We start from the raw sequence: 21,157 nt of genomic DNA, 5'->3' as shown, positions 1-21,157 counted from the left end.
AAGGGAATTCAGAATGATTGAATATGTAGAGATCATCAGCATTTTTTCTGCGGCATTGACCGTGGGGTTAGGGGCCATTGGTCCCGCTTTGGCCGAAGGGCGCGCCATCGCGGCCGCGTTAGAGGCTATCGCGCGGCAACCCGAAGCATCGGGTACCATTTCGCGGACGTTGTTTGTGGGGCTGGCGATGATTGAAACGACAGCGATTTATTGTCTGGTGATCGCGCTGCTGTTGCTGTTTGCGAACCCATTCGTATCATGACTTTTGACTGGACGACATTTGCTCTCCAACTGATCAACGCGGTTATTCTGCTGTTGATCCTGCGCCATTTTCTGTTTCGTCCGATCGCCAATATCATTGCGAAACGGCAATCGGAAACGCAGGCCGTTTTGGATGATGCGGCGCAAACGAAAGCCGCCGCAGAGCGCGCCAGATCCGATGCCGATGCCGCGATGGAACAGACCGTTGCCGCCCGCGCCAAGGTGATGCAGGCCGCTAATCAGGATGCTGAAACGCAACGCGCGGCAGTCATTGCAGCGGCCAAATCCGAGGCGGAAAAGATCATCGCCCAAGGGCGCGAGGATCGACAACATCAAGACGCCGCAGCACAGGCAGCGATGCGCGATAAACTACGCGATTTGTCAGTCGCCGTTGCCCGCCGTGCATTGGCCGCGCAGCCCGAAACGCCTGCTGGATATGTTGAACGGTTGGATGCTGCATTAAAAGGTTTGGACCCAGATGCCCGTGATGCTTTGTTAGGTGGCGCAAACCTAAGGCTCATTTCGGCGCGGTCCCTAGATGCCGAATTATGCGCAAAGGCCGCAGACCTGCTAGGGCAACCAGACATTTCTGTACAAATTGATCCCGACCTGATCGCAGGTATCGAAATTGCGTCTGATAACGGAGTTTTACGCAATTCGATTGTGCATGATCTGGACCAAATTTCGGTGGCGCTGCATGACGAATAACTCTGATATCTTGGACCTGATTGACCGTGTCGAAACGGCGCAGCTGGGCACCCAAATTCAGGAACGTGGAATAGTTGTTTCGATTGCCGATGGTTTGGCGCGTGTGTCCGGCTTACCAAGCGCTGGGCTGAACGAAACTCTGGAATTTACTGGCGGCGTGCGCGGGTTTGTGTTGTCGCTGGCGGAAAATGAATTGCAGGCTGCATTTCTGGATCCGTCTGATGGCATCAGTGCGGGTGACACGGTGCTGCGGTCTGGGGCGGTGATGTCGGTTCCGGTTGGTGATGCTTTGCTGGGGCGCGTGGTGGATCCATTGGGGCGACCCTTGGACAAAGCGGCGGTGCCTGATTGCGCGGAACGTTTCGATATCGAACGGATGGCGCCTGCGATCATTGAACGTGATTTTGTCAGCCGCCCATTAGAGACGGGAATTTTGGTTGTTGATGCGCTGTTCGCGGTCGGTCGTGGGCAACGGGAACTGATAATTGGCGAACGCCAGACGGGCAAAACATCCATCGCTTTGGATGCCATTTTAAACCAGCGCAATGACGATGTGCTGTGTGTCTATGTCGCGATTGGTCAACGCAGCACGGCCGTTGCGCGGGTTGTGGATACGTTGCACAGTCATAATGCGCTGGACCATACCATTGTTGTTGTGGCGGAACCTTCGGGGGAACCGGGGCTACGTTGGGTCGCGCCTTTTGCGGCGACCAGCATGGCCGAAGCATTTCGTGATCAGGGCCGAGACGTTTTGATCGTCTATGATGATCTGACGAAACACGCCGCTGTGCACCGTGAATTGGCGCTATTGTCCCACCAGCCGCCGGGCCGCGAGGCATATCCGGGCGATATTTTCTACCTTCATGCGCGTTTGCTGGAACGGTCCGGCCAAACCGCCAAAGGTGGATCGATCACGGCCTTGCCTATTGCGGAAATCGAGGCAGGGAATTTGTCTGCCTATATTCCGACCAATCTAATCTCTATTTCCGACGGGCAGATTGTGACCTCTGCCGCGCTGTTTGCCGCGAACCAACGCCCTGCGATTGATGTTGGTCTGTCTGTCAGCCGTGTCGGGGGCAAGGCCCAGCCCAAAGCGATGAAATCGGTCGCTGGTCGGCTGCGTTTGGATTACGCGCAGTATCTGGAAATGAAAATGTTTGCGCGTTTCGGCGGGTTCGGGGATGATGCGCAATCCGCCCGTATGGTGCGCGGCGAACGGATTGCAGCGCTATTGACCCAAGGGCGGTTTCATCCGCTGCCACTGGCGGCACAGATCGCCATGTTGGCCGCATTAGATGCCGGCGTTTTGGATGATTTGACGGCGGATCAAATTGCGGCTCTCAAACCCCAAATCGTTGCTGCGATGAATGCGGATCCGTTGTTGGACCCTGACCAAAGTGAATTTTCGCAAACCGCGCGTGATGCCTGCGTCGCGCTGGTTTCCGAACTGGCGTCGGCGATATGACCGAAAGGTTAGAAGACGTCGAACGTCACCGCGCAATTATCGAAGACATTGCCGATGTCGTCGGTGCATTGCGCGCAATAGCATCGGGACAAATGGCCGAAGCGCAGTCCGCTTTGGACGCCATTGTGCGGTACGAGGCCCAGATCCTGACAGCGATAACACAGCTGACGGACACCATGCCCGACGCGCACGGCGACGGTATTACGATCATCATCGGGGCGTCTCAGGGGTTTTGCGGGGGGTATCCTGCGCGTATTGCGGATGCCGCATCAGGGGTGGGCGGCGGCGGCATTGTTGTGATTGGTAAACGGTCGGAACAGATGCTGCGCGATCTGGGCCGCGTCCCTGATTGGTCCGCCGATATGCCTAGCGCCGCGCGTTTCATTCCAGATTTGGCCAGCGCGGTAACAGATCAGGTTTTGGAATTGGGGGACCGATACTCGGGGCCAATTCGTACTCTGTCCGGCGTCGATCAGGCGGGGATACCGATTGTCGAAAACCAAATTTGGCCCGTCTTGATGCCTGCCCGACGATCCGTGCCGATGCCTCTGACCAATCTGTCAGTCGATCAATTGATCAAGGGGATGTTGTCAGAGGTTTTGTTTGTTCAAATTGCCCGTGCTATCACGCAGGGATTCTATATCGAAAATCGCGCCCGTTCCGATGCTATGGCGCGGGCTCAGTCCAATTTAAAAACCAAACGCGCAGAGGTCGAACAAAGATATCGGCAGGCACGTCAGGAACAAATGACAAATGAAGTCATAGAGTTATCGGCAGGTCGCGCGAATAGCTGATTGAAATTATCAACTATTTGATTTTGTTGATTTTTTTCTTGTCAGGCGGTTTGTTCCGCGGTATCAAAGCATCAAGGACAGCAAGCCAGCATGTGCCAGCCCGCCAGATCCTTTGCGCAACCAGCCAGAACAGTCTAGCCAGTTATCGCAGCCGCCCTATCGGGGCGGTTTTGTTTTATTCCGCTGCCGAAATTGTTGCCCGCACTGCGCGTTTCCACGCCTGATAGCGGCGGTCCCGCGTTTCGTCGTCCATGGATGGGGTGAAATTGCGGTCGATTTCCCAATTTGCGGCGAAGTCTTCCATTTGCGGATACAGTCCCGCACGTTGACCCGCCAGCCACGCTGCGCCGCGGGCCGTTGTTTCCAAAATGGTTGGTCGGTCGACCGGTGCGCCGATGATATCCGACAGGAATTGCATAGACCAATCATTGGCTGTCATACCGCCATCCACGCGCAAGGTTGGCGACGCATCCGATGCAGCCCAATCTGATTGCATGGCTTCGATCAAATCGCGGGTCTGAAATCCGACGCTTTCCAAAGCGGCGCGGGCAAATTCGTTCGGTCCTGAATTGCGCGTTAGGCCGAAAATGGCACCTCGGCATTCTGCGTTCCAATAGGGCGCACCCAGACCGGTAAAGGCGGGCACAAGGATCAGTTCCTGACTTTCATCCGCAGCCTTCGCCAGATCAGAGGTTTCGGACGCATGTTGGATGATCTGGATGCCATCCCGCAGCCATTGAACCACGGCGCCCGCGATGAAAATAGCCCCTTCCAAAGCGTAAGTCGGTTGGCCGTCGATCTGATACGCAATTGTGGTCAACATGCGGTTATTTGATTTAACGGGAGTATTTCCCGTATTTAAAAGTGCAAAACAGCCTGTTCCGTATGTCGATTTCATCATGCCAGGTTTGAAGCACGCTTGGCCGATGGTTGCGGCCTGTTGGTCGCCTGCCACGCCCAAAATCGGGATTTCGCCACCGAACAGATCGGGCAGAGTGTTGCCGAAATCGGCGGCGCAATCATGGACTTGGGGCAGCATCGACATGGGGATGTCGAATTCGCTGCAGATCGTGGTGCTCCACTGACCTTTGTGGATGTCGTACAGGGCAGTGCGGGCTGCGTTGGTTGCATCGGTTGCGTGAACCGCGCCGCCTGTCAGGTTCCAAATCAGCCAGCTATCGATCGTACCAAACAAAAGATCGGCGTCGCGGGCACCGTCGACGTTATCCAGCAACCATTTGACCTTGGTCCCCGAAAAATAAGGGTCCGCCAACAGGCCGGTTTTATCTGTGATAACCTGATCAAACCCTTTGTCCCGCAGCGTCGCACAATAAGGGGCGGTTCTACGGTCCTGCCACACAATTGCATTATGGATCGGTTGTCCGCTGGATTTATCCCAAACAACGGTTGTTTCGCGTTGGTTCGTGATACCGATACCTGCGATGTCACCAGCAGTCGCATCGGCTTTGGCCATGACATCGCGCACGGTTGCAACGACGCTGTCCCAGATTTCATTGGCGTCATGTTCGACCCAGCCACTACGAGGGAAATGCTGGTTAAATTCCTGTTGTGCGACATGAGCGATCTGCATCTGTTTATCAAACAAAATCGCGCGTGTTGATGTCGTACCCTGATCGATCGCCAAAATATACGTCATCTGTAACTCCCCTCTGTATCCTCGGGGGTACAAAATCAGCCCGTTTGGCAAAGTGCAAGCCTGACGCGGGTGCCGATATTAGTGGGCCGCTGTGTTACGCGCGATGCGCAGATTTCGGACGATCATGGACACAATGAACATCAGGGTTAGGACCAGCACGATGGTTGGTGCGGGTTCGCTGTCGATCCAGAAACTGGCGTAAATACCGATGCATGACGCAAGTAGGGCGATGACGACCGATACGATCAACATCGTGCTCATGCGGCGCGTGACCAAAAACGCGATGGCCCCTGGCGCGATCAGCAATGCGATGGACAGGATGATCCCGACAGACGATAGCATTGCAACGATCGTCGCCGATAGGATTGCCAACAGCCCATAATGGATGACATCGACGCGCAAGCCGACCATGCGCGCCTGAACAGGGTCAAAGGCATGGGCAAGGATGTCGCGCCATTTTGCGGTCAGGATTAGGGCGACACCGCCGCTGATGATCCCTGCGGTCCATAGGTCGTTCGCGGCAACGCCCAGCATATTTCCAAATAGGATATGGTCCAAATGCACATCAGATGAAATCTGGGTGTAAATCACGATGCCCAGTCCAAACATGCCCGAAAATATGACGCCCATAACCGTGTCTTGTTTGACGCGGCTGTGGTCTTTGATGAAACCAGTGGCCAATGCGCAAAACAGTCCGGCCAGAAACGCGCCGATTATCAGCGGGATACCGATGATATAGGCGACGACCACACCCGGCAGTACGGCGTGACTGACCGCGTCGCCCATCAGCGACCATCCCTTTAGCACCAGAAAACACGACATCAGCGCGGCCGCAGGTGCGATCAGCAGCATCACCAGAAACGCGTTCTGCATAAACGGAAACTGAAACGGAAGAAGCGCCATTTCCATTAGTCTGCCTCTAGTGCTGCGCGGGCACGGCGGCGGGCCGCCAGAGTGCCGTGTGTTGGGGCAAAAACGAACGCCAACAGGAATAGCGCGGTTTGCAGGCAGACAATGATGCCGCCCGTTGCGCCGTCCAGAAAATAACTGATGTAGGCCCCAAAGGCAGACGTGACCGTCCCGATTGTCACCGCCAAAATGATCAGTTTTGGGAACCGGTCAGTCAGCAAATAGGCGGTTGCCCCTGGCGTGACGACCAGTGCGATCACCAAAAATGCCCCAACGGTCTGCATCGCGGCGACGGTGCAGGCGGACAAAAGGGTGAAAAACAGAACGCGCAGGGCGGTCGGGTTCAGTCCGATGGTGCGGGCGTGGGCTTCGTCAAAAAAGACGGCCAGCAAATCGCGCCATTTCGCCAACAGGATGATCATCGACACCCCGCCGATGATCGCCAATTGCAGCGTGTCAGACGGCGAAATCGCTAGGATGTTGCCCATCGTGATGGTCTGGATCGAAACGGACATCGGGTTCAGCGACACCATGAACAACCCCAGCCCGAAAAAAGAGGTAAAGATCAGGCCGATCACGGCGTCCTCTTTCAATCCTGAACGGGACCGTAGGAACAACATAGCAAGTGCCGCGAGCCCGCCTGACAAAAACGCACCAAATGCAAACGGCAAGCCCAACATATAGGCCCCAGCGACACCCGGAACGATGGAATGGGACAATGCGTCACCAATCAGCGACCATCCCTTGAGCATCAAATAAGCAGACAAAAATGCACAAACTGCACCGACTAAGGCAGATACCCATATTGCATTTGTCATATAGCCGTAGGCGAATGGCTCTAGCAGAATGCTCATTTCGCATCCTCGGCTGTGTGGTGGCGGTCGTCGTAAAACACCAATGCGCGTTCGTCGTCGGTGATGACTTCTAATTTGCGTGGATCTTCGTCGTCATGCAGGCGGTCGCCTTCTAGCATGAAATGACGCAACACCCCGCCAAAGGCCTGTTTCAGGTTCTGCGGCGTAAAGACTTCTGTTGTTAGGCCATGGGCCAGAACGGTGCCTTTGACCAATACGACGCGGTCGCAGAATTCCGGAACGGACCCAAGGTTATGCGTCGCGACCAGCATGACGCGGCCTTCGTCACGCAGATCGCGCAGCAGGGCGATAATCTGGTCTTCGGTTTTGACATCAACGCCAGTGAAAGGTTCGTCCAGTAGGATCACTTGCGCGTCTTGGGCCAAGGCGCGCGCAAGGAAGACCCGTTTCTTTTGCCCGCCTGACAGTTCACCGATTTGGCGGTCGGCAAAGTCGGACATATTCACCCGCGCCAAAGCTGATGCGACCGCAGCGTGGTCTGTAGCCCGAGGGCGACGAAAGAAACCCATATGACCGTAGCGGCCCATCAAAACCACATCGCGGACCAACACCGGAAAGGACCAATCGACTTCTTCTGCTTGGGGGACGTAGGCGATTTTTTGGTGTTTGATGGCATCTGCGACGGGTTCGTCCAGAATGGTTACTTCGCCTTTGGCGACGGGGACAAATCCCATCAACGCCTTGAACAGAGTCGATTTTCCGGCGCCGTTGATGCCGACCAGCGCGGTGATCGTTCCGCGTGGAATATCAAATGTGGCGTTGCGCAGCGCTGTATGTCCGTTGCGATAGGTGACGGTCAGGTCGGTTGCGCGAATGCCGGTGGTCATTGGGTCAGGCCGTTCAGAATGGTTTCAGAGGTGACGCGCAAAAGATCCAGATAGGTCGGAACAGGCCCGTCATTTGCGCTAAGGCTATCAACGTAGAGCACGCCTGCATATTCCGCGTCTGTTTCACGCGCGATCTGTTGTGCGGGGCGGGGCGATACTGTGGATTCAGAAAATACCGCTGTGATGTCATTTTCCCGTACCGCATCAATCACAGTGCGCACCTGTTGCGGCGTGCCTTGGGCATCGGCGTTGATGGGCCACAGATACAGCTCTTTCAGGGCATAATCGCGCGCAAGATAGGAAAACGCACCTTCGGACGTGACCAGCCAGCGGCGGTCATCGGGCAGCGCCCGAATGTTTTCGCGGATGGGCGCAATGACTGCGGCGATTTCGGATTTATAGGCCAGCGCATTGGCGGCATAAACGTCGGCGTTGTCGGGATCGGCGTTGGTCAATGCGTCGCGAATATTGTCGATGTAGACTTCTGCAGACTCCAAACCCATCCACGCGTGCGGGTTGGGTTTGCCGTCATAATTGCCGCCCGAAATAGAAATAGGTTCGATGCCTTCGGACACAGTGGCGGCCGGAACATCACGCAGGTTGTTAAAAAACTGTTCGAACCACAGTTCCAAATTCATGCCGTTCCACAGGATCAGGTCTGCGCCTTGGGCTTTTAGAATGTCACGTGGTGTTGGGTTGTATCCATGGATTTCTGCACCGGGTTTCGTGATTGAAACGACCTCGGCCGCGTCACCGGCCACATTTTGCGCCATGTCTGCAATGACGGTGAAGGTCGTCACGACCTTGATCGGGTCATCATCCGCCCAAACAGGTGTGCCAGCAGTGCAAAGCGCGGACAGAGCAACAAAAATACGATGCGGAGCCATGCGGTCCTCCAGAATAACTTACCTAGAATGCATTTAGGAATGATTTGCAACTGTCAAGGTTTTCGCAAATGATTTGCAACTGCATCTTGTCGAAAGCTGATTATTTGTGCAGAAATGACGCTATGACACAGGCCGAACGATCATTGCAGCTGACAAATGCCCTACGCGATGCGGGGGTCCGCATCACGCGTCAACGTGCTGCGCTGTTGGACGTATTGTCCGTTGCAGATGATCATCCTGATGCGATCGAACTGCACCGCCGCGCCGAAATCGCATCACCGGGTATTTCCCTATCGACGGTCTATCGAACGCTGACCGCATTAGAAGAACAAGGCGTCATTCATCGCCACCAGTTCGAAGGTGCCTCGGCCCGTTTCGAACATGCGAACGCGGATCACCACGACCACATGATTGATGTGGAAACGGGTGAAGTGGTCGAATTTTGCTCGGAACGCATCGAAAAATTACAGGCCGAATTGGCCAAAGAACTGGGATACGAGATCGTACATCACCGGATGGAACTGTATGTACGAAAGGCGAAGGGTTAGCCCTGAAACGGTTTCATTACTGAATCTTTCCATTCGGTAACTGTGCGTTTCATCGCCGCGTAAGTTGCCGCACCGATGGCATGTCCAACTTCGGTATGTAGTCCTGCGTATGCGGTGTCGCCTTGGGGGCAGGCTATTGCGATACAATCGGTTCCGGTGCCTGTCGCGATACCTGTGGGCAGGTCAAAGCCTGCTTCGATCACGGCGGCGGTGCGGGCCTGCGTAATGATAGAGGTGGCCTCGACCATTGCATGGTCCGCTAGTCCGATATTGCTGTGGACGGCGATATTGATTGTGCCCCAATTCACGCAGCTGAAATCGCGGCGCGTGCCGATGCGTTCGGCGTTCGATAGCCCCGCAGTGACGACAGCATGGGCCGTGCAATCGCCAACCGTGACGATTTCCTGATCAAAGGCAGTGATATTGCGTGAGGTCAGGAATGTAACGGCGTCTAAAGCGCCGCGGTGACCCAGTTCTGAGGCGATCCAATCGTTGACGTCTAGGTCGGGCGGCAGGTCGGCATTGCGGACTTCGCGCCATAGGATGCGATTGGCCGTTACGAACCCAGGGCGGTTGATCGCCCAACTTAGAATTTTTTGGTCGTTTCCGAATGCAAATTCCAGCCAGGGGCGATCTAGAGTGACGACGTTCATGCCGTGACCCGAAGTGGCAGAAAAATAAGCCCGTCTGCGGTTTCGCTGAGATAGGCCGTAATGCCAAACGTGTCGCGCAGCAAATCTGGAGTGAGCACATCAAGAGGCGCGCCGTCCGCGATGAGTTTGCCGCGGTCCATGACGATTAAACGCGTGCAATGCCGTGCGGCAAGGCCCAGATCGTGGATCGATACCAAAACGGATCGCCCTTGAGTGGCCATATGTTCAAACGCGTTCATGGTTGCGATTTGGTGCGCTGGATCAAGTCCGGCGATGGGTTCATCTGCGATCACCAGCGGCGTATCCTGCGCCAATGCCCGCGCCAGCAAAACGCGGGCCTGTTCGCCGCCAGACAATTCGGTCGATAGGCGCGCCCGATAGCCGCCCAGATCCAAGGCATCCAGTGCGGCGTCAACCGCGGCGCGATCTGATGCAGAAGGTGCAGCGCCTACTCCCAGATGCGGCAGGCGGCCCAAAGTGACCAGCGTTTCGACTGGCACAGGCCATGCGATTTCGCGGGACTGCGGCATGAAGGCCGCCAGTTTGCCGCGTTCTTTCACGGGTTTGGATGAAATCGATGACGTGCCGCTGTGTTTGATCAGGCCCAGAATGGCGCGCATCAGGGTTGTTTTACCTGCGCCGTTCGGGCCGATAAGACCGATGACTTCGCCCGGTTGGACGTCAAAGGATACGTCATCAACGACAGGGCATTCGCCGCGCAAAACGGTCAGGTTCGAAAGGCTGAGCATCGGTTACAGTCCTTGGCGTTTGGTGCGGTAGATCAGGTGCAAAAACAGGGGCGACCCGACCAAGGCCGTCAGCACGCCCAATTTCAGGTCTTTGGATGGTAGAATAATACGCACGGCAATGTCAGCGGCCAGCAGCATCGCGGCCCCGCCAAATGCCGACGCCCATAGTAGTGCCGACGGACGCGATTGCACGAAACGGCGTAGAATATGCGGAACGACTAGGCCGATAAAACCGATGGAGCCCGCAACAGCGGTGCCCGCGCCAACAATCGCGGCGGTTCCCAAAATCAACGCCAGACGAATGCGCGCTGGGCGCACGCCCATTGCGGCGGCGGCGTCTTCGCCAAGTGTCAGGGCGTCAAGGCCGCGCGCGGTGGAGGCGATGATTAGGGCGCCCACGGCGATGAACGGGATGGCCAGCCAGACGTGGGTCATCGAACGGTCGGCCAGCGAACCCATCGTCCAGAACACGATTTCATTGGCCGCAAACGGGTTCGGCGACAGGTTCAAAACCAGCGTCGTCAACGCGCCCGCAAGCGCAGAAACCGCGATACCTGCCAAGATCAGGGTCAAGGTCGATCCCTGCGGCCCTGACAGTAGCATGACGATCATAACGCCCGCCGCTGCGCCCGATAGGGCAGAGATTGGCAATCCCAGCGCCCATGTTGCAGCGAACCCTGTCTGGATCGCCAGAACAGCGCCCAAAGCCGCCGATGCGGAAACACCGATCAGGCCGGGGTCTGCCAATGGGTTGCGCAAATATCCCTGCATGGCTGCGCCTGCGATGCCCAGCCCCGCGCCGATCGCCAGACCCAAAATGGCGCGTGGCAGGCGGATTTCCTGCATGACCATGGTGATGGGGCTTTGGTCGCTGCTTAGCAACGCTTGGATCGATTCAATGGGGGTGAACCCGGCGGGGCCTGTCACCAGTGATCCGAAAAACAACAGCGCGGTCAAAGCCACAAGGATTGCGAATAACCGTTTCATTCGGTGGCTCCTGTCATGGTGCGGCGCAGTTGGGCCGTGTCTTCGATTGCGCGTAGCACAAAGGGGGTGCCACAAACCCAGTCGCGGTCGGTGAACACGGCCTGAGGCAGTCGGTCGCGCAAATGATCGACCACGGGGTGGTCTAGGATTTCGTCGGAACGGGACGCGCCGGGGTAGGGCGTTCCGGTGATGATGGCATCGGGGTTGTTCAGCGCAAGCAGCTCTAGCGGCATAAACCCGCCATAGGGGTAACCTGCGTCTTCGGCGATGTTATCAAACCCAGCGGTTGCCAGAATTTGGCCCGCCAGCGTGCTATCGCCAGACGTATAGCCGTTTTGGTAATACAGCGCGGCGCGCGGGCGTTCGGTCACCTCGGCGCGATAGGCGGCAAGGGCGGCGTCATATTCGGCAACCAATGCAGCTGCGCGATCAGGCTGTTGCAACGCATCGCCCATTTGGACCATGCGGTCGCGTACATCGTTCAGCGAATAGGCGGGATCGAACAGGACCACAGGAATGCCCAGACGTTCCAACATCGATACGGTCGCGCGCGACGAAAACGTACCGGCAAGGATCAAATCAGGGTCTAATAGGTAAATTTCTTCGGCCAAGGCGGAATTGGGGATCAGATCCGCAGCCTGTTCCGCCATCGCCGAACTGCGCGGGTCTGCGGCCAATTTCGAAACAGAGATCAGTTGATCGGCATCCGCGATCAGCATGGCCAACTGATCGGTACACAAATTGATCGACACAACGCGGCTGGGCGCGTCGGCATGGGCGACAGCCCCGACCAAAGTCAGGGCTGAAGCCAAGGTTATGATTTTAGAAATCCGCACGGAAACCAACGTAGACCGCACGACCCGAGGTGTTGTAGCCACCTGCGGTTTCGTAATCTTCGTCGAACAGGTTTTCGACGCGTGCGTAGGCTTCGACCGTGTCGGTGACCGCATAGGTCGCATCCATGTTCACAACGGTGAAATCACCCACCTTGTGGCCTGCAGGAGCATAAGCCGAAGGCGTCACGTCTGCCGCGTGGCGGACATTCAGGCTGCCCCAGATGCGGTCGGTCAGATCAGCGTCAACGCCGACGACCAGATCATGTTTTGGCAGACGCGCGATTTGATCGCCGTTGGTGTCTTGGGCGTCGGTGTAGGTGTATGCGGCCGAAACGGCGAACATATCGGTCAGTTCATACGCAGCGGACAGTTCCAGACCTTTGGAAACAAAGCTTTGGGTGACATAACAACCAGCGCCGTAGGCGCAGTTGGTCGCGCTGGAATCCCAAGCGATCTGGTTTTCGATGTCCATGTAGAACGCGGTCGCGCGGATAAAATCGTTGCCGCCCAGACGGTATTCAGCGCCGATTTCATAGTTCTTCGACTGCTCTGGGCCGAACTCTTCGCTGGCGTAATAGGCGCTAAGCTGTGTCAACGACGGCGCGCGGAAACCTGTGCCGGCTTGGGCGCGGATGATCAGGTCTTCGGTTGGGCGATAGGAAATGGCAACGCGGCCCGAATTTTGCGGATCGTATTTCGATGGATCGTCGCGGCGCAGAGTGGTCACAACATCAACCGTATTGCCCAGCGACATGTCGAATTCTGCGAAAACGGCCGTGCTGGACATTTCGTCATTGGTCGACCCGCCGTAGCTGTCGTTTTGCAGGTTGGTTTCCGTCAGTTTTTCCGCGCCAAAGCTAAGGTCGCCATACGCCAATGGTGTCGCGCCGCTATAGGCCAGTTTGGTGCGTTCACCGTTGAAATAGGCGATATAGCCAGTGTCGTTTCGAACGGTGCGCGAACCAGAGACCGAAATTTCATGCGATACCAATCCGGTGTCGAACTGCGCAAACAGACGTCCGCCCGTTTTTGTGCCGTCACCGAAATCGTCGTCTACAGGATCCGTGCCCAGCCAGCCCGCATCGTCATATTCGCCGTAGTTTTCGTCGTGGATCAGGGACATGCCAACGTTTACCGCATCGGTCAGTTGGTATTCACCGGTCAGCGTCAGGCGGGTGTTTTCGAAACCGTCGGCTTCGGTGTTGTCCGCTTTGGTCGAAAAACCGTCAGTGGTCAGGCGGGTCAGGCCAAAGGCAACATAGCCGTCCGCGCCGCGATTGCCGATGTTCAGGCCGAACGCGTTGGTATTGTAGCTGCCCGTTTCCACGGTCATTTGACCCGATGCGCCGTCAACCTCTGGGGTCCACGTGGACATGTCGATCACGCCTGCAATCGCGCCTTGGCCGTAGCGGGCGGATTGCGATCCCTTTAGGACTTCGACGCGGTTGATGCCCATCGCGGCCAAGTTGCCAAAGTCATAGCCGTTGCCCGAGCTGGCAGGGTCGGACATGTCGATGCCGTTCAGGTAGGTCGCGATGTAACCTGCGCCGTTGCCGCGGATTTTCAGCGTGGTCGATGCGCCCAAACCGCCGTTCGACGAATAGGACAGACCAGGCAGGCGTTGCAGGGCATCGGCCAGTTTTGCGGTGCCTTCAGCCGCCAAAACATCTTGGCCGATGATTTCAACGGTTGTGCCCGATTGTTCAACGGACGTGGCGTTTTGGTTTGCGGTTACGGTGATCTGTTCCAGATCATAAGCCTCTTGGGCCAGTGCGCCCGAAGTGGCGAAAGCCGCAATCGCGGCCGAGGTCAAAAGCACAGAGCGTGTCATTTCAGTTCCCCAAGGATGCGTTCGGTCGCCCGAACGCGCGTGTGTATTAATCAACAGGGAATGAAATGCCCCGCAGACGGTGAGAAGCACCACGGCGGAAGCAGTCTCCGCAGCCCGAAACGCGCCCCGCGTTTGGACAGGGTGTAGCTTCGGCAGGTCTCCTGACTTGCGGGTCTTTGCGCTGCCGGACCTTCCCACCCCGAATGGGGCAGTGGTGTATGCCGGCATTGCTCTCCGCCTACAGTTGCGGGGGCAGTCGCAGAATTGGCGGGTATGGTCGCCGCACTGCGTTCCCTTTTCACGGGTGCAAAACACCCGGACCGAAGCGCGGCGAACCTATGGCCGATAAGCCATTTGTGTAAAGGCTTTATTACTGTGTCTTTACGACACATGGCCCTTTATTAGATCAAAGTCGCAACGTGACGCGTCGCGAGGCTGTAACCGTTGATGCCAAAGCCCGCCATAACCGCGTCTGCGCGATGGCTGACATAGGAATGATGGCGGAACGATTCGCGTTTGTGCACTTGGCTGATGTGCACTTCGATCACTGGGCCTTCGAATGTGTTCAGGGCGTCCAGAATAGCGATGGAATAATGGGTAAAGGCCGCTGGGTTGATGATGATAGCGGCGGCGTTTTCGCGGGCTTCGTGAATCCAATCTACGATTTGGCCTTCGTAGTTGGATTGCAGCAGTTTTACCTCAAACCCGTTTTCAGCCGCGATGGCGCTGCAGTTTTTTTCAACGTCTTCCAGTGTGTCATGCCCGTAGATTTCGGGTTGACGTTTGCCCAATAGGTTCAGGTTTGGGCCGTTCATAATGTAAACAAGCTTAGACATTTTTTCCTCCGTTCGCGCTGTCGTTGCGCGTTTCCAATAGGTCCGCCAGATCATTGCCTGTGCGTTCAATGTGGCGTGACAAAAGCATCGGGCCTAGTTCCGCATCCCGTGCGATTGCAGCATCGGCGATTGCGGCATGTTCGGCATCCAAATCGCGTCCTTCGGCTGTATAACCCAATATGTTGGCGTACCGATGATGCAGATTGGCGAATAGTTTACACAGGTCGCCCAGCATTGGCATTGCGCAGCCGCGGATAAGTGCGGCGTGAAATGCGGCGTGATTGTCGCTGAACAACGCGTTGTCGCTGTTGGTCAGGCGGTAGATCGCGGCGGGCACGCGGCTTTCCCAATCTAGGGTCCCAATCGTGATCGCGTGTTTCAGGGCCAGCGATTCTAAATCCGCCCGCATCCGAGTGATTTCCAACAGATTCGCCATGCCAATCGGCATGATGCGGAACCCTTTTTTATCTTCGAATTCGACCAACCGTTCGGCCACCAATCGCGATATCGCTTCGCGCATGGGGGACAGCGAAACGCTATAGATATCACGTAGATGGTCCAGATTCACCTTAGAGCCAGGGGCTAATTGGCCAGAGATAATCTCGGCTCTTAGCTGGTTTGATACGCGACTTGCACGTGTCAGTTTGCTGTCATCTAGGCTTTGGTCAAAAAACATCGCTGATCACCCTGTTTGACCAGACGTGTAATCATATAATCGATTTATATCAACTATGTTGCAGTTCCCGTTCGCTTTGCTATCCTTTCGGTCGGCCAATAGGGGATGGCCGCTGGAGGACTAATGAGCAAACTAGGCGACGATATATATCGGGCGATGCGTCACGATATTATCTTTGGAAAGCTCGAGGCGCAGTCCAAAATCCGTTTGTCGAACCTGAAAGACACGTATGGGGCATCTGTCCCGACGTTGCGGGAAATTCTAAACCGGCTTGTGTCCGAAGGTTTCATTTTGGCCGAGGGCCAGCGCGGCCACATCGTTACCCCAATGTCCGCCGAAGGCCTGCGTGAAATCGCAGATTTGCGTGTTTTGCTGGAATCCAATGCGTTGGAAAAATCCATACAGAATGGTGATTTGAACTGGGAAGAACGGATTATTTCTGCCCACTATCGGCTGGCGCAAATGGAAAAGCAGATGCTTGCCGGCGACGATGAAGCGCGCGAAGTCTGGAAGCAATATGACTGGGAATACCATCAGGCGCTGATTTCCGCATGTGGGTCGTCAGAGTTGCTGTCGCTGCACGGGATCACATTTGACAAATACCTGCGGTACCAAATGCGTCTGTTGACGTTCCGAGGCGAGGTTGCAGCCGACGAACACAAGCGAATGCGCGATGCCGCGTTGGATCGGGATTCAAGCGCCGCCGTTGCGTTGTTGCGCGCGCACATCTTGGGCGGTGTCGAACATAGTATTCAATTGTTCCGCTGAATTGACCCTTTCGGTTCGTGACGCGTGCGTCGAAATAAAATCGATTATTTTGCCGAAGTAAGGTGAAATGGAAATATACATCATAACGATAAAAAATCTGTTGAACGAAATCTGTGTTCTGTCAGCATCACGCTAATGTTTCGGCCTGAATCGAAACACCGGCATCATCACGGAGGAGAAAGTATGCCCTATACTATGAAACGCCGCGCGTTCGTCGCAGCAGCAACCGCATCCATCATCGCAGCAACCGCAGGCACCGCAGCTTTGGCTGAAGGTCACGCAACCCAGCTGCGTCTGTCGGCTGTTATGTCGGATACCGACATGCGCGCAGTTGCAATGGTAGAGAAATTCGGCCCAGCGGTTTCGGAATTCGCATCGTTCGAACCACACTGGAACGGCACCCTGTTCGCACAAGGCACCGAGCTGGAAGCAATCGCAACCGGCGACCTGGAAATGGCGATCACTTCGGCGCAAGAGCTGGCGACATTCTTCCCAGAATTCTCGATCTTTACCGCTGGCTACGTTCTGCAGAACGCTGACCACCAGGTTGCAGTATTCAACGACGAACTGTTCGACCCGTTCAAAGCAAAAGCAGAAGAAGAGCTGGGCGTAACCCTGCTGGCTCCTATGTATCTGGGCCGCCGTCAGGTGAACCTGCGTCAGACCGCAGGCGAGCTGACTGTTTCGACCCCAGCGGATCTGGCTGGCGTGAACCTGCGTATGCCAGGCACCGACGCATGGCAGTTCCTGGGCAAAGCGCTGGGCGCAAACCCAACCCCAATGGCATTCACCGAAGTGTACACCGCACTGTCGTCGGGCGCTGTTGACGGTCAGGACAACCCACTGCCAACCGTTGTTGACGCGAAATTCTACGAAGTTACCAACCAGATCGTTCTGACGTCGCACCTGGTTGACTGGAACTTCATCGCGATTTCGTCCGAAGTGTTCAACGGCATGGACGCAGACACCCAAGAAGCAGTTCGCGCTGCTGCGTGGGAAGCTGCTGACTACGGCCGCGCTGCACAGCTGGAAAAAGAATCCAGCCTGGTTGCATTCCTAGAAGAGCAAGGCATGTCGATCTACGAACCAGACGTAGCTGCATTCCGTGACGCTGTTCAGGGCGCATATCTGGAATCCGAATACGCTGAAGCATGGCCAGAAGGCCTGCTGGACGCTGTAAACGCTCTGGGTAACTAAGAAATATCGGGGGAGGTCCCATGAAAAAGCTTTTTGGGATCTTCTCCCGAGTGACAGAGGGAGTGGCGGCGCTAATGATGGCCGCCATTTTCCTGACTTTCCTGCTGCAAATCGCAGTGCGTTATATCGTTGGGTCTGACTGGTTCACCGCGAACCTAGGCCACGTTGTCGACGCGACCGATTTCGGCTGGACCGTAGAATTCATCATGGTCATGTGGCTGTGGGTGATTTTCTGGTCGAACGCATTCATTGTGCGTGATCGTGACCACGTCACATTCGACATCATCTACAACGGCGTGAACCCGAAACTGCGCAGTGCATTCGCCATTATCGGTGCGTTGATCATCTGCGGTGCCCTTTGGTACGCGATTGATCCGACCTATGGCAAAATGCGCCTGCTTCGCATCAAATCGTCGGCGACCCTTCCGGTTAAAATGCTGCCGATCTATTCAATTTACTTCTTGTTCTTGGCTGTCGTGGGCCTGCGCTATCTGTGGCGCGCCTATGACGTGATCCGCAACGGCGCGGACAAAGAACTGCTTGTCCAGCCCGAGGATACCTAAGCATGAGCTTTGAGATTCTTATTCTGCTCGGATCCCTGTTTTTCCTAGCGGGGATCGGTGTTCCGATCGCATATTCGATCATCATTGCGTCGATGACCTATGTCGTTGCATCTGGTGGTAGCGTCGGCACCATTCACAAAAGCCTGGTTGATGGTATTTACCAAAGCTTCCTTTTGCTTGCTGTGCCGCTGTTTATCGTGGCCGCAAACATCATGAACGCTGGGTCGATTTCCGACCGCCTGCTGAATTTCTGCATCGCGACCGTTGGCCGTTTCAAAGGCGGCTTGGGCCACGTGAACGTCATGGCGTCCCTGATCTTTTCGGGTATGTCCGGTTCGGCTGTGGCTGACGCGGCAGGTATCGGTAAAATCATCATTGATATGATGCGCAAAGATGGCCGTTTCCCTGCAGGCTATGCTGCGGCGATCACGGCGGCATCGGCCACTATCGGCCCGATCATTCCGCCGTCGATCCCTATGGTTCTGTACGCGCTGGTGTCGAACGCATCGATTGGCTACCTGTTCTTGGGTGGTATCGGACCTGGCCTGCTGATGGGCGGCGTTCTGATGGGCATGAATTTCTGGATGGCGCACCGCCGTGGTTTCGCAACTGAAACCCCTGTGCCAATGCGCGACCTGCCAGCCGTCACGTTCAAAGCGTTCCCAGCCCTGCTGATGCCCGCGATCCTGCTGTACGGTATCTACGGCGGCGTCACCACCCCGACCGAGGCTGCTGCGGTTGCTGCTGCATACGCTCTGGTTCTTGCGGGTGTGTTCTATCGCCAGCTGACCGTGAAAACGATCTGGAACATTCTGGTCGACAGCGCACGTTCGTCCGCTTCAGTTGGTATTGTTATCGGCGGCGCGCTGATCCTGAACTACATCGTAGCGTCCGAAAACATCCCTGCGATGCTGTCCGCCTATATGGCCGAGATGGAAGTTTCGCCGATCATGTTCCTGATTGGTGTGAACCTGCTGATCCTTGTTCTGGGCTGTCTGCTGGATGCGACGACGATCATTCTGGTGATTGTGCCGCTGTTCATTCCGACCTGCCGCGAACTGGGTATCGATCTGGTACACTTTGGCGTGGTTGTTGTGGTGAACTGTATGATCGGCCTGATCACGCCGCCTTATGGCATCTTGTTGTTCGTGATCAACGCTGTGACCCAGATCCCGCTGAACCAGATCATCCGCGAAGTTCTACCATTCCTGTTCATTCTGGTCTTGGCACTGGCGGCGATGGTGTTCTTCCCATCTATCACTTTGTTCCTGCCGCGCATGTTCGGCTACGACGGATAAGACAATGACCAAAATCCAATTGGGCCTGATCGGCGACAATATCAAAGCATCCCGCGCGCCAATTCTGCACCGCCTGTGCGGTCAGATGACGGGTCTGGATGTGTCGTACGATCGCCTGATCCCAAAAGATATGGATATGGATTTCGACGCGGTGTTTGAACACGCCAAATCGAACGGCTTTGCTGGTGTGAACGTCACCTTGCCGTACAAAGAACGCGTTGTCGAAAAACTGATCATCGAAGATCAGGACGTCGCGCGTATCGGCGCGGTAAACACAGTCGTTTTCACACCCGAAGGCCCAAAGGGATACAATACGGATTTCACCGGTTTTGTGCAGGGCTATCGTAACCAGTTCGGAGATATGAATCCGGGCCGCGTTGTGATGTTTGGCGCGGGCGGCGTGGGCAAGGCTGTTGCCTTTGGCCTGAAACGCCTGAAAGCCGAAGAAATCATTTTCATCGAACGCGACGAAGCGAAGGCTCAAGAATTGGCCGACGCCGTGAACGCGAGCACCAAAGGTGTCAGCAAAGCACGCGTTGGGTCGATGGATGATTTGGCGACGGCGGACGGCGTGATTAACTGCACACCGCTGGGCATGGTCGGCTATGGCGGATCGCCAGTGCCCGAAGGCCAGTTTCCACCTGCGAAATGGGCGTTCGACGCGGTTTATACCCCTGTCTACACCCCATTCGTCGGCCAAGCCGAAGCCGCTGGCACCGAAGTGATGTCGGGCTACGAGCTGTACTATTTCCAAGGCGTCGATGCCTATGAAATCTTTACCGGTGTACATTTGGACGACCACGACACATTGCGCACGCGTCTGTTGGAAACGCCCGACGATCAAGTCGCCTAAGGCGCCTTAACCGATTCCATTTCTTGTTTTAAATAGGTCATCATCCGGTCCGCAAATGCGGATCGGGGGACCTGCGCGTTAAACGCGGCATAGGTGCGGAACACTGTTGGTTCCGCAATCGGGCGCACAGCAAGTCCGGGGTGAATTGTCGGGCCTGCGATGGATAATTCATCCGTCACGCCAACGCCCAATCCCCGACTGACCAACGCGGCTGTTGTGTGACTGGTTCGGACGGAAATAGACAGGTCGATGTCGATGTTTTCCGCAAAGAATGGCTCCATCAAAATGCGGCCATACGGGTCGTCTGATTCAATTCCGATCATGGGTTCGCGGGCCAGATCGTGCACCGAAATCGTGTCTTTTGCGGCAAGCGGATGATCAGACGGCACCAGCGCCTTGAGCGTTCCGCGATACAGCGGCACCATCAAAAGCCCCGGGTGATCCAGTTTGTAGGACAGCGCGACCATTTCCCCGCGTTGCAGCAGCAAATAGTCGATGGCTTCTTCGATTTTTAGGGTGTTCAGGCGCAGTTTTAGGTTCGGAAAATCGCTGCGAACAGATTTGACGGCGGCGGGAAAAACGTGGTGCGCAATCGACGGCACGGCGGCAAATCCAACGGTCCGACCATCGCCAACTTTGAGCGACGAAATCAGCTCCTGCAAATTATCGACAGAGTTATAAACCTCTGAAATCTGGCTGAAAATATCGCGCGCCTCTTCGGTTGGGGTGTAGCGTCCGTGGGTGCGGGAAAACAGGCTAAGGCCCAGTTGGCTTTCGGTGTGTTTCATCACGCGGCTGATGCCCGGGGCGGACACGCCTAACAGGTCTGCGGCCCCTTTCACGGTGCCTGCAATCATGATGGCGCGGATGACTTCGATTTGGCGTAATGTCAGCATGTTCAGAAATTAACATTAGGTTTTCCCAAATGTAAATTTCGATATTCGATATTCTTTTTTGCGACTGGTAAAACTTTGGCCAC

The 21,157-nt window shown here is 55.8% G+C and carries 23 protein-coding genes and 1 riboswitch; of the genes, 10 read left to right on the top strand and 13 right to left on the bottom strand.

All coding sequences use genetic code 11. The annotated features are described in order from the left end of the window. Positions 1-13: 13 nt before the first annotated feature. The 4 genes from ACXAGA_RS03880 to ACXAGA_RS03865 are packed head-to-tail and all read left to right on the top strand — an operon-like array spanning position 14 to position 3,228. Complete coding sequence (locus tag ACXAGA_RS03880; protein WP_475116183.1) at positions 14-262, top strand: F0F1 ATP synthase subunit C; 249 nt, start codon at positions 14-16, stop codon at positions 260-262. After that, a complete protein-coding gene (locus ACXAGA_RS03875) occupies positions 259-969 on the top strand; it encodes an ATP synthase F0 subunit B (protein WP_475116182.1) in 711 nt (236 codons plus the stop codon). The genes ACXAGA_RS03880 and ACXAGA_RS03875 overlap by 4 nt, the downstream gene beginning before the upstream one ends. Next, positions 959-2,434 carry a F0F1 ATP synthase subunit alpha gene (locus ACXAGA_RS03870; RefSeq protein WP_475116181.1) on the top strand — a complete coding sequence of 492 codons (1,476 nt, stop codon included), beginning with the start codon at positions 959-961 and terminating at the stop codon, positions 2,432-2,434. The genes ACXAGA_RS03875 and ACXAGA_RS03870 overlap by 11 nt, the downstream gene beginning before the upstream one ends. Beyond that, positions 2,431-3,228 carry a F0F1 ATP synthase subunit gamma gene (locus ACXAGA_RS03865; protein ID WP_475116180.1) on the top strand — a complete coding sequence of 266 codons (798 nt, stop codon included), beginning with the start codon at positions 2,431-2,433 and terminating at the stop codon, positions 3,226-3,228. Before ACXAGA_RS03870 ends, ACXAGA_RS03865 begins: the two co-directional genes overlap by 4 nt. Positions 3,229-3,403: 175 nt before the next feature. Here the strand turns inward: ACXAGA_RS03865 and glpK are convergent, their stop codons facing one another. From glpK to ACXAGA_RS03840, 5 genes are all read right to left on the bottom strand, one after another. Then, on the bottom strand, positions 3,404-4,885 hold the full coding sequence (glpK, locus tag ACXAGA_RS03860) for a glycerol kinase GlpK (protein WP_475116179.1): 1,482 nt from the start codon (positions 4,883-4,885) through the stop codon (positions 3,404-3,406). 78 nt (positions 4,886-4,963) lie between these two features. Continuing rightward, on the bottom strand, positions 4,964-5,794 hold the full coding sequence (locus ACXAGA_RS03855) for a metal ABC transporter permease (protein ID WP_475116178.1): 831 nt from the start codon (positions 5,792-5,794) through the stop codon (positions 4,964-4,966). After that, positions 5,794-6,648: a metal ABC transporter permease gene (locus ACXAGA_RS03850; protein WP_475116177.1), complete on the bottom strand. Its 855-nt coding sequence runs from the start codon at positions 6,646-6,648 to the stop codon at positions 5,794-5,796. Before ACXAGA_RS03850 ends, ACXAGA_RS03855 begins: the two co-directional genes overlap by 1 nt. Next, positions 6,645-7,496: a manganese/iron ABC transporter ATP-binding protein gene (locus ACXAGA_RS03845; protein WP_475116176.1), complete on the bottom strand. Its 852-nt coding sequence runs from the start codon at positions 7,494-7,496 to the stop codon at positions 6,645-6,647. The genes ACXAGA_RS03850 and ACXAGA_RS03845 overlap by 4 nt, the downstream gene beginning before the upstream one ends. After that, a complete protein-coding gene (locus ACXAGA_RS03840) occupies positions 7,493-8,383 on the bottom strand; it encodes a metal ABC transporter substrate-binding protein (RefSeq protein ID WP_475116175.1) in 891 nt (296 codons plus the stop codon). Before ACXAGA_RS03840 ends, ACXAGA_RS03845 begins: the two co-directional genes overlap by 4 nt. 122 nt (positions 8,384-8,505) lie before the next feature. Here ACXAGA_RS03840 and ACXAGA_RS03835 point away from each other — a divergent pair, with 122 nt between their 5' ends. Continuing rightward, complete coding sequence (locus ACXAGA_RS03835; RefSeq protein ID WP_475116174.1) at positions 8,506-8,931, top strand: Fur family transcriptional regulator; 426 nt, start codon at positions 8,506-8,508, stop codon at positions 8,929-8,931. Here the strand turns inward: ACXAGA_RS03835 and ACXAGA_RS03830 are convergent. The 7 genes from ACXAGA_RS03830 to ACXAGA_RS03800 all read right to left on the bottom strand — a co-directional run bounded on the left by ACXAGA_RS03830 (position 8,928) and on the right by ACXAGA_RS03800 (position 15,499). Then, positions 8,928-9,584, bottom strand: a complete 657-nt coding sequence (locus tag ACXAGA_RS03830; protein WP_475116173.1) for an adenosylcobinamide amidohydrolase — start codon at positions 9,582-9,584, stop codon at positions 8,928-8,930. The genes ACXAGA_RS03835 and ACXAGA_RS03830 overlap by 4 nt on opposite strands. Then, positions 9,581-10,333: an ABC transporter ATP-binding protein gene (locus tag ACXAGA_RS03825; RefSeq protein ID WP_475116172.1), complete on the bottom strand. Its 753-nt coding sequence runs from the start codon at positions 10,331-10,333 to the stop codon at positions 9,581-9,583. The genes ACXAGA_RS03830 and ACXAGA_RS03825 overlap by 4 nt, the downstream gene beginning before the upstream one ends. A 3-nt stretch (positions 10,334-10,336) precedes the next feature. Then, the gene (locus ACXAGA_RS03820) at positions 10,337-11,320 is read right to left on the bottom strand and encodes a FecCD family ABC transporter permease (protein ID WP_475116171.1); all 984 of its coding nucleotides are present in this window, start codon (positions 11,318-11,320) and stop codon (positions 10,337-10,339) included. Further along, the gene (locus ACXAGA_RS03815) at positions 11,317-12,132 is read right to left on the bottom strand and encodes an ABC transporter substrate-binding protein (protein ID WP_475116170.1); all 816 of its coding nucleotides are present in this window, start codon (positions 12,130-12,132) and stop codon (positions 11,317-11,319) included. Before ACXAGA_RS03815 ends, ACXAGA_RS03820 begins: the two co-directional genes overlap by 4 nt. A gap of 10 nt (positions 12,133-12,142) precedes the next feature. After that, positions 12,143-13,987 (bottom strand): TonB-dependent receptor plug domain-containing protein, encoded by a 1,845-nt coding sequence (locus tag ACXAGA_RS03810; protein ID WP_475116169.1) that lies wholly within the window; start codon positions 13,985-13,987, stop codon positions 12,143-12,145. Positions 13,988-14,121: 134 nt separating this feature from the next. Continuing rightward, a riboswitch (cobalamin riboswitch) is annotated at positions 14,122-14,327 on the bottom strand. Positions 14,328-14,388: 61 nt separating this feature from the next. Beyond that, positions 14,389-14,823 carry a type II 3-dehydroquinate dehydratase gene (gene aroQ / locus ACXAGA_RS03805; protein WP_475116168.1) on the bottom strand — a complete coding sequence of 145 codons (435 nt, stop codon included), beginning with the start codon at positions 14,821-14,823 and terminating at the stop codon, positions 14,389-14,391. Further along, entirely contained in the window at positions 14,816-15,499 is a 684-nt protein-coding gene (locus ACXAGA_RS03800) for a GntR family transcriptional regulator (protein WP_475116167.1), read from the bottom strand. The genes aroQ and ACXAGA_RS03800 overlap by 8 nt, the downstream gene beginning before the upstream one ends. 123 nt (positions 15,500-15,622) lie before the next feature. Here ACXAGA_RS03800 and ACXAGA_RS03795 point away from each other — a divergent pair, with 123 nt between their 5' ends. From ACXAGA_RS03795 to ACXAGA_RS03775, 5 genes are all read left to right on the top strand, one after another. Continuing rightward, entirely contained in the window at positions 15,623-16,267 is a 645-nt protein-coding gene (locus ACXAGA_RS03795; protein WP_475116166.1) for a GntR family transcriptional regulator, read from the top strand. Positions 16,268-16,450: 183 nt separating this feature from the next. Further along, entirely contained in the window at positions 16,451-17,464 is a 1,014-nt protein-coding gene (gene dctP, locus ACXAGA_RS03790) for a TRAP transporter substrate-binding protein DctP (protein WP_475116165.1), read from the top strand. Between the two features lie 74 nt (positions 17,465-17,538). After that, on the top strand, positions 17,539-18,027 hold the full coding sequence (locus ACXAGA_RS03785) for a TRAP transporter small permease (RefSeq protein ID WP_475116164.1): 489 nt from the start codon (positions 17,539-17,541) through the stop codon (positions 18,025-18,027). Positions 18,028-18,029: 2 nt separating this feature from the next. After that, the gene (locus tag ACXAGA_RS03780) at positions 18,030-19,325 is read left to right on the top strand and encodes a TRAP transporter large permease (RefSeq protein ID WP_475116163.1); all 1,296 of its coding nucleotides are present in this window, start codon (positions 18,030-18,032) and stop codon (positions 19,323-19,325) included. Positions 19,326-19,329: 4 nt separating this feature from the next. Beyond that, positions 19,330-20,178 (top strand): shikimate dehydrogenase family protein, encoded by an 849-nt coding sequence (locus ACXAGA_RS03775; protein WP_475116162.1) that lies wholly within the window; start codon positions 19,330-19,332, stop codon positions 20,176-20,178. Here the strand turns inward: ACXAGA_RS03775 and ACXAGA_RS03770 are convergent. Beyond that, positions 20,175-21,074, bottom strand: a complete 900-nt coding sequence (locus tag ACXAGA_RS03770) for a LysR family transcriptional regulator (protein WP_475116161.1) — start codon at positions 21,072-21,074, stop codon at positions 20,175-20,177. The two genes, ACXAGA_RS03775 and ACXAGA_RS03770, sit on opposite strands and share 4 nt — an antisense overlap. Positions 21,075-21,157 lie beyond the last annotated feature (83 nt).

The sequence above is a fragment of the Marivivens sp. ABH4_498 genome (assembly GCF_056160585.1).
Note: the sequence above shows the minus strand (reverse complement) of the source record. Positions and strands in the feature narration are given on the sequence as shown.